We start from the raw sequence: 13,759 nt of genomic DNA, 5'->3' as shown, positions 1-13,759 counted from the left end.
ATGAATTCGTTAAATTAAATGACTACAAACAAACAACCAGCAACCCAATTCACACCCCTAAAACTCAAAACTCATCATTCATAACTTATAACTCTCTAAAACCCGTACAGAATTATTCTGTTCAATTACAGTTTTTTCGTAATTTCCTTTTTTAAAATACCGAACTGCCATTCTATGAACAATGAATTCTACTGTCAATTTATCAAGCCAGATCTATCTCTGAACAGCTTTGTAGAAAATATCGGTATGTTTCATAATCCGACAGATACAGCTAAAGAAGTCGTCGTAATGCCCGACGGAAGAGTTGATCTCTTTTTTATACGATCCGGACCTAATGATCCTTTCCAAGTTTTTCTTATCGGCCTCGAAACGGCTCCGGAACAGAGAGAAACTCCACCGGGAACCATAGCCTATGTGGTCAGTTTCAGACCTATAGCTGTTGAATATATTTTAAAAACCTCCATTGCGGATCTTCTCAATACGGCAAGAGTTCTTCCGGAAAACTTTTGGAATCTCACGGCAGAAGATCTCAAAAACCTTAAGACATTCACTAAAAAAATATCCCAAATCGTAACAGATCTTCTCCCCGAAACCGTTGATGAAAGAAAACGTAAGCTTTTCGACCTTATCTATTCATCAAACGGCGAGATGAGTGTAAAGGAACTTTCGGAACAGACTGGTTGGAGCAGCAGACAGATTAACCGTTATTTCAATCAGCAGTTTGGCCTTTCGTTAAAGGCTTATTCTACTATTCTCCGTTTCAGAGCATCATTGGAGCATATTGCTGAGGGTAAACTGTTTCCGGAACTTAATTTTGCAGATCAGACCCATTTCATTAAAGAAATCAAAAAATTTTCCGGCGTGGCTCCGAAAGAATTATCCAAAAACAAAAATGACCGATTTATACTATTATCTGTCTTGAAACAGAAATAATTTTGCATCAGTAAAACAAATTACAATGCTCATAGAAAATAAATCAATCGCTATAGTAGGCGGCGGTCCCGGAGGGTTGACGCTGGCCAGACTTTTACAGCTTAAAGGTGCTGACGTAAAAGTATATGAAAGAGACCTCAATAGAAATGCGAGAGTACAGGGCTCTCCTCTCGATATGCATGAAGGTTCGGGAATGGATGCCCTGCGAGGAGCAGACCTGCTGGAAGAATTCAAACAAAATTACCGTCCCGGTGCAGACAAAACACTGATTGTAAATGAACATGCAGAAATAATTTACAGTGACCATGAAACAAAACCTGATGAAGATTTCGGGAATCAGCATTTCCGTCCTGAAATAGACCGTGGACCGCTGAGAAATATGCTTCTCGACTCTTTACAACCTGAAACTGTGGTATGGGATAGTCATTTTCTTTCAATGGAAGCACAAAACGGAGGCTGGCTCCTGCATTTTAAAAACGGTTCTTCAGCGTATGCAGATATTTTGATTGCTGCGGATGGTGCCAATTCAAAGATCCGTCCTTACCTGACAGACCTTAAGCCTATCTATTCGGGAATTTTAATGCTGGAAGGGAATGTTTCCAACGCTGAAAAATCTGCTCCTCATGTCAAAGAACTGATTAAAGACGGGAAAATAATGGCTTTCGGAAACAATAAAAATCTTCTGTTGGGTCAGAAAGGAAGCGGTGATCTTGGATTTTATGCCAGTTTCAGAACAGATGAAAACTGGGCGAAGGAAAGCAGACTTGATTTTTCTGATCAAAAACAGATCCTGGAATGGTTTAAAAACGAATATCCTGAATGGAACAGCATCTGGTACGAGCTTTTCGAAAATGCTTCGGTTCCTTTTATTCCGCGACCTATCTATTCAATGCCATTGGATCAGACATGGGAAACTCAGCCTAATCTGACTTTGCTTGGTGATGCCGCTCATGTGATGCCGCCCTTTGCCGGAGAAGGTGCCAATATGGCGATGCTGGATGCTTTAGAACTCAGTCAGTATCTAACGTCTGATCAGTTCAGCACGTTGCAGGAAGCTATCTCCCATTATGAACATCAGATGCAAAAAAGAGCTGCCGAAGCCACCAGAGAATCTTTGGAAAACGGTGATAAGATGCATTCTGAAACCGCACTGGCTACGATGCTGGAATTTTTCACCAGTCATTAAGTTTTAACACAAAATAATCCGAAATGTTTTTGCCCGTCTCTGAATTTTCAATAATTTAAAGGATCAAAAGATCGAGTCATGGAAATCACCTCTGTACAGTCATTTATTGATTATTATGAAAAAGTGCGGGCAAGAACGCTTCGGCTCATTGAAGTTGTTCCGCCGGAGCAACTTGATTTTTCCTATAAACCGGAAAAATTTACCATCGGAGATCAGATCCGGCATATTGCTGCGATAGAAAGGTATATGTACGGGGAAACCATTTCAGGAAGAAAAAGTGCTTACCAGGGTTGCGGAAAGGAGCTGGCAGACGGCTATGACAATATCCTTGCTTTCTTTAATGAAATGCACCGACAGACGATAGAAATCATCAGCAGACTTTCTGATGAAGACCTGAACCGGAAATGTCTGACACCTCCGGGGAATGAAATTTCCATCTGGAAATGGTTAAGAGCTATGATAGAACATGAGATCCACCACAGAGGCGAACTGTATATTTATCTTAATCTACTGGATGTGAAAACTCCGCAGATCTATGGCTTTTCGGCTGAAGAGGTGCAGGATATGAGTGTGAAGTTGTAGCTACAGGTTGCTGGTTATCAGTTGCTAGTTTCCAGTTAAAGTAATGCTGTTGGTTGTTGGTTCTTAGTAAATAAGTTAGCCCGACCATTGTTTAAATGCTTAGATAAGCAGATCGTTTTTTGGATAAACGCAAGGACGCAAGGCTTTTTCAAATGTGAATATGTAAGGCGCAAGAAAATCAAAGATTTTCAGCAAGGTTCAAGGTCTCATGTCTGAAATCTGATGCCTTATATCTTAGCTTTTGGTTCTTGGTTCTCAAATCTATCATTCACCATTGACAATCTAAGTCTAAACCTTGATCGTAGCCTTGGTCTGAAATCTGATGTCTAGCATCTGGTATCTCTTTAATCATAAAAATCCAGTTCATCAAAATCCTTGATCTCCGAAAGGGTCATCAGTTTTGTGGTTTTTAGTTTTTTCCAGCTGTCTTCAAATACTTCGTCACCGCCTTCCGCGCCTTCATTCACATTGGTTTTGTCAAGCTGTTTTCCCGTTAAAAAATTAATACTGGTTGTACTGTTCACTCTTGGACCTGTATTGGAGCTGCCATCATAACCTATCAGTTCAAAATCTGAGCTTCCATATCTGAAAGTATAGGTCCAGTAGCCATATCTGCCGTGGGCATAATGAATGTACAACTTTCCTTTTTCGGCATAAACATCCAGTTCGGGTGCGTAATAAACGCCTCCTTCTTCGTTTTCTGAGGAGAAGCAGGTTTCATTTTTGGAGGCGATTTCATAACCCTGTCCTTTTTTGAAAAGAACGATAATTCCGCGGCGGTTGCGGTCGAGTTTTCCGCGATATTCGTCGGTAATGATATTAGCCGGATCTACTTTTTTGATGATGAGAATACAGTCTTCTGCCCCATCTTTATTTAAGTCTCCGAAAGATTTATCAAAAATTTTATAGCCTTCCGGTACAAATTCGGAGGGATCTTTTTTCGTTTCAACAACGGGTTCAGCTTTTTCAGAATTGGCAGCAGCTGTAGTATTTGAGAGCGTTTTATCAGGAGATTGAGGCTTTTTTTCCTCTTTTGCGCATCCGCAGATCAGGATAAGTGATAAAGGAAGCCAGGTGAATTTGAGAAAGCTAGGTATATTTTTTTTCATAAGTGATTGGGTTAGCCATAGAGACAGAACCCAAATGTAAGCATTTCAGTAAATTCCTTCAAAATACTTTTTTGAATCAGTTAAAACGAAATCCCGCCCGGAATTCTAAAGGAGCCATTCTGGTTTTCTTTTTAAATAAGGTACTGAAAGACTGGGCATGCTCAAACCCTAAGCTGTAAGCGATTTCACTTACTGACAATTCAGTTGCAGACAACTTTTCTTTGGCTTTACTGATCAGCTTTTCATGGATATGCTGCTGGGTATTCTGGCCTGTCTGAATCCGGAGAAGATCACTCAGATAATTGGGTGAAAGGTTCATGGCTTCTGCGATGAGATGTACCGTTAAAAGCCCTTTTTCTGCAGACTGTTCCTGATCAAAATAATCATTCAGAAACTTCTCAAATCTGGCCAGAAGCTGCTGATTGCCATTTTTTCGGGTAATAAACTGCCGTTCGTAGAAACGATTGGAATAATTTAGCAACAAATCAATTTGTGACAGAATAATTTCCTGGGTATGTTGATCGATATGCTGGCATTCTTTATCAATTTTATGAAGAATCTCAATCAGGTTAGTTTCTTCATCTTCAGATAAATGCAAAGCCTCATTCACTGCATAGGAAAAGAATCCGTAGCCGGAAATAGTTTGGGCTAAAGTATGTCTCAATATAAAGTCTTCATGAAAGATCAACAGATATCCTGCCCCACACTCTATGCTGTCCAAGTCGAGATACTGCACCTGATTAGGCGCAGTAAAACTCAGAACTCCTTTATCGTAATCATAATGCTGCTGACCATACCTTACTTTTCCTTTTGATTCCCGTTTCAGGGCAACACAGTAAAACCTGTTGACAAAACCTTTCCAGACTTCGTCTTCCAGAAATATGCTTTCTGACAAATTGATCACACTTACCAGCGGATGTTTGGGCTCCGGCAGCGACAGTAAACGGTGAAAAGCGGAAACAGAGTGAATGGTATTCATAGCTTATGATGTATGTTTAATCTAAAAGCCCCATGCTGAACTCATCATACGGAGCGCCTGTATCTGTTCCCAAAGGTACGATACTTTCCAGTTTCAAAATATCGGCTTCGCTCAACTGAATTCCAGCCGCTTCAATATTCTGTTCCACATATTTTCTGCGCTTGGTTCCAGGAATCGGGACGATGCCTTTACTGATGATCCAGGCCAGAGCCAGCTGTGAAGAAGTGATATTCTTTTCTGCAGCCATGTTTTCCACAGCTTTTACAAGTTCGATATTCTTATCAAAATATCCTTCCTGAAAACGTGGAATTCCTCTTCGGAAGTCATGCTCCGGAAGATCATCGATGGAACGGATCTGGCCTGACAAAAATCCACGACCTAATGGTGAATACGCTACAAAACCTATTCCCAGCTCTCTCAGTGTTGCCAAAACTCCTTTCTCCTCCGCCGTTCTTTCAAATAAAGAATATTCACTCTGTACTGCGGTAACAGGATGAACGGCATGTGCTCTTCTTACCGTTTCGGAAGATACTTCAGACAAGCCGATATATCCTATTTTCCCTTCTTTAACAAGATCGCTCATGGCACCAACGGTTTCTTCAATCGGTGTATTTTTGTCAAGGCGATGCATATAATACAAATCGATATAGTCTGTCTTTAAATTTTTAAGGGATCTTTCCACGGCTTTTTTTACGTAATCTTTTGTTCCGTTGATGGCCCAGGTTACTTTATCCGAATCATCTATTTCCCATCCGAATTTCGTTGCGATAATGTACTGATCCCGGTTAGTTCCGATTGCTTTGGCGATAAGCTGCTCATTTTTAAATGGTCCGTAAAGATCGGCGGTATCCAGAAAGTTTCCGCCTAATTCAAGGGAACGGTGGATGGTGGCAATGGCTTCGTTTTCGTCTGCTTCGCCATACATATTGGCATCTTCAAAACCGGTCATTCCCATGCAGCCCAGCCCGATATTGGGTATGATCAGACCCTGACTTCCTAATTTTACCTGATTCAATTTCATATTGTTGATTTTTATTGATACAAAATTCAGCATAAATCAGGAGGCTGATGTTTGCAGAATCACGAATCTTGTATGTAAATCACGGAATTGTATTTTTCTTAAACCTAAACCTTTTATGCTATGATCATTTACATTATTTCATCTTGAAAAGCCTATCATTTAAAACGAAAAGAACATTCCGATAAAAAGTTTTACATATATTTGAAAACAGACGGAAGCACCGATCAGCTTCCCGATGATCTTAATTCTAACGATTAAAAAATTAGACATGAAAAAAGTAACAGGAATTGGAGGTATCCTTTTCAAATCAAAAGATCCGGGCGCAATGAACGAATGGTATAAAACCCATCTTGGCCTTGAAACAAGCCCGTATGGAACCAGTTTTGAGTGGCGTGAAAGTGAAGATCCCAACAAAAAAGGGTTGACTCAATGGGCTCCTTTTGCCGAAAATACAAAATACTTCGAACCTTCTGATAAAGATTTTATGATCAACTACAGAGTGGAAAACCTTGAAGCTTTGGTAGAGGAATTGAAAAAGGAAAATGTTACAATCCTGGACAGTATTGAAACTTATGACTATGGAAAATTCCTTCACATCCTGGATCTTGAAGGCAATAAGATCCAACTGTGGGAGCCTATTGATTAGTAAGCCTATAAAAACAGAAAGAGTCCGGCAATACGCCGGACTCTTTCTTCACAAAAGGTACCATGAAATCTGTCTCCAGTTCAGGACAGGTGATTAATCTGCCTTTTCAACCTGAAGCATCTCATTTTTATTTCTTAATCAGCTTGGTGCTGTAAGTTTCAGTCTCGCTGGTAATTGAAATGATGTACACTCCTTTAACCAATGCTGCCACATTAATTTTTTGTCCTTCCAGTTTCCCTTCCAGTGCTAATCTTCCGTCTGCACTGTAAATCTTATAATCTGCTTTTCCTTTGATGTTTTTTACTTCTACATAGGTATCGGCAGGATTCGGATAAATGGACAGTTCTGATTTTGTAGTCTTGGTTTCGTTCACAGCCAGTCCGCTTGTGATCTTCACAGGAAGATCCATAACACCGCCTGCTCCACTTGCAATTTCACCACATGCACTGGCTAATGCTCCTGTTCCGTATTTAGCAACCACTCTCATTCTTAATAATTTATCTCCGGCATACGCTGTAGCAGGTACTGTGAAAATAATATCTCCATAATTGATAGATGAGGCACCTGCAGGAGAGTTTCCGGCAGTTTGTCCTACCCTTTCAGAATCTTCAAATGTTCCGTTTCTGTTATAATCTATCCATACAGAAATGTTTACAGGTCTGTTAGATCCATATCCGGGTGATGAACGTATTGTGGGCTTAAAAGTATATTGAGTGCCTTTAGTAAGGTTAACCGTTTTTGTCAGGTCCTCGCTAAGATCTTTATATGTTCTGTAGTTAGAATCATCGTAATCTACATTAGCTACCCTCACTCTTCTTATAGCAGAATAATTTGATATTCCTGAATTAAGGATACAATAATCTACTCCCGTTGTTAGACCTTTAGTTTTAAAAGCATACGTAGCAGAGAAAGTACCCGGCATGTTATTGACAACCGCTGCCACCTGTACTTCATAATTCTTTTCATCTTCCAGATTGCTCAACACTACAGAACCCGTTGGACTTGTTGTATTTTGCCAGTTGGTTTCACCCTGTTTTCTGTAATTGACAGAATAGGTATTGGCTCCAGGTACGCTGTTCCATGATATTCTGGCTGTTGTTTTGAAAACTTCCCTGCCTATAGAAGAAACTCCCGTAGGGGCTGCTGCAGCTGATGTAGGTGCTGCTCCCACATTAACGGCAGGAGATACTGCATAAAACACATTCCCCAATGCAGATATTCTAAGCTTAACCGCACCGGTAAGGTTGGCTGGCATCTGTACTGCATAGCTTCCTGTATTAGGTACTGAAGCGGCTAGATCTGTCCACGTGATCCCGTTATCTGCAGTATAATCTATTTTTACATTGGCCACATTGTAAGGCGCATTGTTTGTATTGGCAGCATCCCAATTAATGGTATTGGATGCATTGTTATACAGTAAAGTAGCCGCGGTCAATCCATTAAACTTAAATGGCCCTTCACTTCCTACTGTCAATGTTACATCTGAAGAGGAATGCATTGGGCGCTGAGGATTTTCATCCCTTACGGTCACTGCATATTTAAGTGTTCTCGGAATGTAAGAAACTGTTTCCCAGTCCTGTTTATTGGTTAATGAACCGTTCATTACCGTTTCCAGTTTAGGGAAATATCTTCTTCCGCTGGCTGTTCCTGTGTAAGATCTGGTCAAAGCGCCCTGTTCATTATACCCCCAACCGGTATCTCCGGAAATGGTAGTTCCGCCACCTACACTATCATTTTGTTCCCAGGTATACTTTATCGGATCATTCTGAGCATCTACCGCATTAGCTTCAAGATAGTAAGCTGTTCCTTTAGGGATGGTATAAGATGCAATCGGAGAAATAGCTGGTGCTGTATTATTGTCAATTTCCACTGATGTACCACATCCTGCTTTCCCTTCCATATTGGTCAGGATCTGGTCGATACTTTTATAATGGAAATACGGATTACTCACCATTTGAACATTATCGTTGGTAATTCCCGCATAGGCCATAATGGTGGTTCCTCCTCCCGGCTCCACATTGGCCCCAGAATCTTCAGAGTTGTGTGAAAACGTATGATTTCCCCCAAACTGATGTCCCATTTCATGGGCTACATAATCTATGTCGAATGAATCTCCCTGAGGAATCGCATCGGATGGAGAAGTAAATCCTGCGCCTTTATAATTTGAAGGAACTCCATCATTGTCAAGCGCTGTATCATCGCTGCATACACATCCTATACATCCTGCCATACCGCCACCGCCGGAAGCTCCAAAAAGGTGACCGATGTCAAACAGCCCGCTACCTACATTGGTGGTAAGCGTAGTCATTAATTCTCCACTCCATAAAGCGTCATCAACGCCTGGCCCTGAATCAGAATAAGGATCAGTGGCAGCGTTAGTATAAATAATTCCCGGTAAGTCCTGAACTATAAGGTGAATTCCAAAATCTTTTTCAAAGATCCCGTTCACACGGCTCATTGTATTGTTCATTGCGGCCAATGCTCCGGCCGGAGTTCCGCCATGGAACTGGGTATATTCTCCTGTAACGGAAAGTGCCAGTCTGTAGGTTCTGTATTTTGTGCTTGAAGGTCTGCTGGTAATCCCTACGTTAGAGAGATTTTTTTTTCCGTTAGCCTCCAGTGCTTTTATTTCTTTTACATCCTTTTCATCCATTCCGCATTCAAAGCCATGCTCTCCTGCTGTTTTCTTTGTTTTATAGAAAACCCCATATGTTTTTTTATCTGAGGAAATAGGTTCTATAAACTGGAATACACCATCTTTGATAATCATAGACTGCATATCTGTAGGAGATGTACTGAATCTGATGTATTTGGAAGGATCATCTATACCCGCTCCTACATAGGAACCCAGCTGGTATTTCTCAACCAGGGATTTTGCCATCACCGGATTGCTGTATACCGCAAATTTTTCGATTTTTCCTTCCGCTGTAGGCAGAGAGATAATCACAGGTTTTGCATTCTTTCCTGTTTCCACGGCATCTTTCAGAAGGTTTCTAAGGGACGTAAGATCTACTCGGTACGCCTGCTTTACTTCAACATCTTTTCTGATTTCGGATCCTTTCTGTCCTACCGGCTCCCATCTCTGGCCGTAAACAGCTGTAAATCCGACAGCTAAAACACTAACTAATAAAATTTTCTTTTTCATAAAACGGATTAATATAAATAGTTGGTTCATTAATCAAAGCAACATCAACGAATGATTATTATTAATTTAAAACAAGCCTGTCCAAATTATAGGTGTGTATTATTAATCAAATTCACTAAATCACGAAACTTCGATTAAAAAAATAAATCTATCATTATTGAATTGAAACCTTGATAAATTCACATACTACTCAGATACTTCCGGAGCATAAAGCACTTATTTACAAATGATTAAAAATCATCAAGATTTGATTGTATTTAACATAATCAATAGGATTTAAAGGAAAAGGCTTACAATAATTACGAAAAAGAAGACAAAGATTAAGAATGTCTGAAACTGAGTTAGTTTGAGAATTTCGGGATGCGAGTTGTTTTGGTTATGAGGTTTTTTCAGTTGCTGATTGACAGTTGCTGGTTGAAATACGTTGTCGATTCCTGGTTTGTAATCATTAATATTCTTAACCTTAAACCTCTCTTAATTCTCCCTCTAATTTCCAATCATTAGTTATCATAAAATAAAAAAGCTACCTGACAGAGTCGGGCAGCAATTCCTAATTTTTATTAATGAGAACAATTCAAAAATCATCCTACTCAAAATTCCTACATATTCAATTGAAAACCAAAAATTGACACTCTACTTGTATACGACCACAAAAACAAACAGCAAAAATTAAATAAAATTAAAAAAGCATATCAATTTTGGCAGTTGCCTATCATCATCGCAGTATTACAGCTTCATAAACTTTATTTTTCATGCATTAGTTTTCTAAAAACCAACGAGATACAACCTTTAAAAACGGACTTATCATTGTATTAAAAATTAATCATATTTTGATAATTAATGAAAAAAAATCACAATGTAGTACCCATGTAGTATAATATTTTTTCTATTTTCTTAATAAAAAGCGCAAATTTGAAACTACAAACAACAAGTGATGAAATTGGTTTTCAGTTATGATGGAAAAAAATATTTCGAGGGCTGTCTGATATGATCAGGCAGTTTTTTTTGTCCAAAAATGTGATGGCTAAAGAAGGAAGCGATAAGATTACGAGGTACGGTTTCGGGGTTTCAGTGTCGGAGGGTTTTAGGGTAAATAAGTTGCAGGTTGTCGGTTGCTCGTTCGGAATTGTTGAGCTAGTATCTGATGTCTGGTATCTTGAACTTTGAATCTACCAATCACCACTGACATTTCTAACCTGAACCTAAAAATCTCATGTTTAGCATCTGAAATCTGATGTCTAGTATCTTGGTTCTTGGTTCTTGAATCTATCATTCTCTCTCAAGCCTGATCTCGTCCCGCGAAACCAGAAACCCATCTCACACCAAACTATCAAAAAACTGATAGGTATCTGTCTCTGTAGGAATATTCAGTTTTTTTCTGAGTCTGTACTTTTTCTGCTGAACAGATCTCGGTTGCACAGAAGTGTAGCTGGCAATCTCTTTAGAAGTAAAATGAAGTTTCAGCATGGCACAGAAAATCAGGTCAGAATTTTCAAGATCAGGGTTTAAGGTCAGTACCTTTTCAATGAAACCAGGATAAGCTTGTCTGAAAATGTCCAGAAATGAAGGATCGTTCTTCCTTGCCAATTCTAAAACTTCTTCCTGGCTGTTGTCATGCATCTGATTTTTCAGCTGCTCTGCTTCGCGTTTAAGTATTTTTCTTTTTTCCTTCAGCTGCTTGATGGTTTTCCACAGGTACATGGCTACCAGCGACAGAATAAATACGGACACAATGCACAAAAGCAATACTTTACTTCTATGCTGCTCGGAATCTGTCTCCGTTTCGGTGATAAAACCTTCCATATCATGATTGATGGCTTCCAGCAAAGCCGTATCAGATTTATTTCTTTCTTCCGTATAAGCTTGTAAATATATAAGTGCCTTTTCTTTATCTCCCATACTCTCATACAGGGATTTGAGATCTGTATAAACATATTTGGTGTACTGGGCAAAGACATATTTTGTTTTCTTATTGATTTCCAATGCCTTCAGCAGAGATACTTCTGCTTTATCATACTGTTTGGTGATCATATAATACTCGCCAAGAACAGTATTGGCATTAAGAGCCACACCGTCTGTCCTGCCCTGCCGGTTGGATTTTTCTGCTATTGCAGAGAGATAAAACCGTGCTGAATCCATATTCTTAAATCCATACAGATATAGATCTCCAAGAGCACATTCTGCCCTTCCCGAATGATCTAATTTTCCTGCTTTATGAAAATATTCCAACGCTGGGTCGTACATCTTTTTCCGGTAAAAATAATCTCCGCGCTTGTAGTAAATTTTAAAGAGAACATCATTACGGAATTGAGAATCTTTAGTATCTTTTATATAATTCATTGCCAATGTATTATATTCAAAAGATTTGTCCAGCCGTTTAAGATGCAGCTGAAAATTACTAAAGTCATTATAGAATTTGGCTCTGTGAATATTACTTTTAGAGTATTTAAGAATTTTTTCTGCTTTATTGAAGAAAAACTCTGCTCTTTTGTAGTTTTCAAGGGGTAGATTTACATTACCGAGATTCAGGAAGCACAGTGCTTTTCCTTCTGCATAGCCAGCATTTTCAGCTTTTTGATAATAGTCTTTATTCAGTTTTACCAAAGCATCATAATCTCCGGAAAGACGCAGCTGTTCATTCTGTTTCAGTAAGGGTGTATCGAAATCCTTTTCATACCGATGGGAATCCTTACTGCACGAAAGCAGGATGAAAAGTAGTGCGAAAATAAGACAGCGTATCATGATACGTTTTTGTATAAAGTTATTTCAATCAATAAAGGTATAAAACCATTTCCCCGGCTCCAAAATAAAACAGGGGTTTTAAACAGCATCTAAAAATTCATAAATATCCCGATCTCTTTCCATATTCAGTTTTTTTCTAAGTCTATATTTTTTCTGCTGAACAGATTTATGCTGAACACAGGTATAGTTTGCTATTTCTTTGGACGTAAAGTGAAGTTTCAGCATCGCACAGAAAACCAGGTCAGAATTTTCAAGATCGGGATTCATAACGAGTATATTTTCAGTGAAACCGGGATATGCCTTTTTAAAAGTATCTAAAAATCCGGGATCGTTTTTTCTTGCCAGCTCAACCACTTCTTTCTGGGTTGTGTCATTCATCAGACTTTTCAACTTTTCAGCTTCATATTTAAGCATTTCCCTTTTATCTTTCAGCTGTCTGATGATCTTCCACAAATACATACCAATCGGAAAAATTACCAGCAAAGAAACAATGCACAGCAAAAGTACCTTATTCATATGACGTTGGGCGTCTTTTTCAACACCTGAGATAAAGTCCTCCATATCATGATTAATGGCTTTGAGAACTGCAGTATCAGACTTGTCTTTTTCCTTTGCATACGCCTGCAGATAGGAATAGGCTTTTTCTTTATCCCCTTTTTCTTCGTATAAATTTTTGAGATCTATATAGACATATTGCCTATATTTTGAGAAAATATGCTTTATCTTTTTATTAATTTCAAGAGCGTGGAGCAATACTTTTTCGGCATTATCATATTCCTTTGTCATGATATAATACTCTCCGAGAACAGTATTGGCATTCAATGAAATAGCATCAGATCTTCCGCGGGCATTAGCAGCATCGGCTGCTCTTTTAAGATAGATATGAGCTGAATCCAGTTTTCCCAGTTCATACAGATAAATATCCCCGATCGCACAGTCCGCCCGTCCCAAATCATCAAGAGTTCCTGCTTTACGAAAATAATGTATAGCATCCCGGTATTTATTTTTTTGGAGAAGATAAGCAGCCCTCTTATAATAAATCTTATACAAAACCTCCTTCTGAAAAGGAGACACAGGAATTCCCTTTATATAATTCAGAGCTTTTTCATTGTACTCAAATGCTTTATCCAGCCGTTTAAGTTCAAGCTGAAAACTACCATAATCATTATAAAATTTAGCTTTAAGGATATTACTTTTGGAAGTACTGACCATACTCTCCGCTTTATTAAAGAGAACCTGTGCGTTTTCATAATTCTGGAGAGGTATATTGACATTCGCTAAGTTGATGAAACAAAGTGCCATTCCCTCTTTATATCCTAATCTGGCTGCCTTTTTATAGTATTCTTTATTGATCCTTACCAATGAATTATAGTCACCGGAAATATGAAATTTTTCATTCTGATTCATTAAAGGAAT

General features: G+C 39.0%; 10 protein-coding genes. 4 read left to right on the top strand and 6 right to left on the bottom strand.

Annotation, left to right across the window (positions count from 1 at the left end; genetic code table 11):
- Nucleotides 1-174: 174 nt before the first annotated feature.
- From BM143_RS20670 to BM143_RS20660, 3 genes are all read left to right on the top strand, one after another.
- The gene (locus tag BM143_RS20670; protein WP_090026933.1) at nt 175-933 is read left to right on the top strand and encodes a helix-turn-helix domain-containing protein; all 759 of its coding nucleotides are present in this window, start codon (nt 175-177) and stop codon (nt 931-933) included.
- Nucleotides 934-958: 25 nt separating this feature from the next.
- Nucleotides 959-2,119: an FAD-dependent oxidoreductase gene (locus BM143_RS20665; RefSeq protein WP_090026931.1), complete on the top strand. Its 1,161-nt coding sequence runs from the start codon at nt 959-961 to the stop codon at nt 2,117-2,119.
- 78 nt (nt 2,120-2,197) lie between these two features.
- Nucleotides 2,198-2,701, top strand: coding sequence for a DinB family protein (locus BM143_RS20660; RefSeq protein ID WP_090026929.1), 504 nt, complete (start codon nt 2,198-2,200; stop codon nt 2,699-2,701).
- Nucleotides 2,702-3,045: 344 nt separating this feature from the next.
- On the opposite strand, the gene BM143_RS20655 is transcribed toward BM143_RS20660, so the two are convergent.
- From BM143_RS20655 to BM143_RS20645, 3 genes are all read right to left on the bottom strand, one after another.
- Nucleotides 3,046-3,810 (bottom strand): hypothetical protein, encoded by a 765-nt coding sequence (locus BM143_RS20655; protein ID WP_090026927.1) that lies wholly within the window; start codon nt 3,808-3,810, stop codon nt 3,046-3,048.
- A 76-nt stretch (nt 3,811-3,886) separates the two neighbouring features.
- Nucleotides 3,887-4,789: a helix-turn-helix domain-containing protein gene (locus tag BM143_RS20650; protein ID WP_090026926.1), complete on the bottom strand. Its 903-nt coding sequence runs from the start codon at nt 4,787-4,789 to the stop codon at nt 3,887-3,889.
- A 16-nt stretch (nt 4,790-4,805) separates the two neighbouring features.
- A complete protein-coding gene (locus tag BM143_RS20645) occupies nt 4,806-5,810 on the bottom strand; it encodes an aldo/keto reductase (RefSeq protein WP_090027004.1) in 1,005 nt (334 codons plus the stop codon).
- Nucleotides 5,811-6,078: 268 nt separating this feature from the next.
- Between BM143_RS20645 and BM143_RS20640 the strand changes: the two genes are divergently transcribed.
- Nucleotides 6,079-6,456, top strand: coding sequence for a VOC family protein (locus tag BM143_RS20640; RefSeq protein WP_090027001.1), 378 nt, complete (start codon nt 6,079-6,081; stop codon nt 6,454-6,456).
- Nucleotides 6,457-6,583: 127 nt separating this feature from the next.
- On the opposite strand, the gene BM143_RS20635 is transcribed toward BM143_RS20640, so the two are convergent.
- From BM143_RS20635 to BM143_RS20625, 3 genes are all read right to left on the bottom strand, one after another.
- Nucleotides 6,584-9,601, bottom strand: a complete 3,018-nt coding sequence (locus tag BM143_RS20635; RefSeq protein WP_167375325.1) for a reprolysin-like metallopeptidase — start codon at nt 9,599-9,601, stop codon at nt 6,584-6,586.
- 1,317 nt (nt 9,602-10,918) lie between these two features.
- Nucleotides 10,919-12,343 (bottom strand): tetratricopeptide repeat protein, encoded by a 1,425-nt coding sequence (locus BM143_RS20630; RefSeq protein WP_090026923.1) that lies wholly within the window; start codon nt 12,341-12,343, stop codon nt 10,919-10,921.
- Nucleotides 12,344-12,421: 78 nt separating this feature from the next.
- Entirely contained in the window at nt 12,422-13,750 is a 1,329-nt protein-coding gene (locus BM143_RS20625; RefSeq protein ID WP_090026921.1) for a tetratricopeptide repeat protein, read from the bottom strand.
- Nucleotides 13,751-13,759 lie beyond the last annotated feature (9 nt).

This window comes from Chryseobacterium oleae (assembly GCF_900115055.1).
GTDB classification, from domain to species: domain Bacteria; phylum Bacteroidota; class Bacteroidia; order Flavobacteriales; family Weeksellaceae; genus Chryseobacterium; species Chryseobacterium oleae.
The sequence above is the reverse complement of the archived record's forward strand: the minus strand, read 5'-3'. Positions and strand labels throughout refer to the sequence as shown.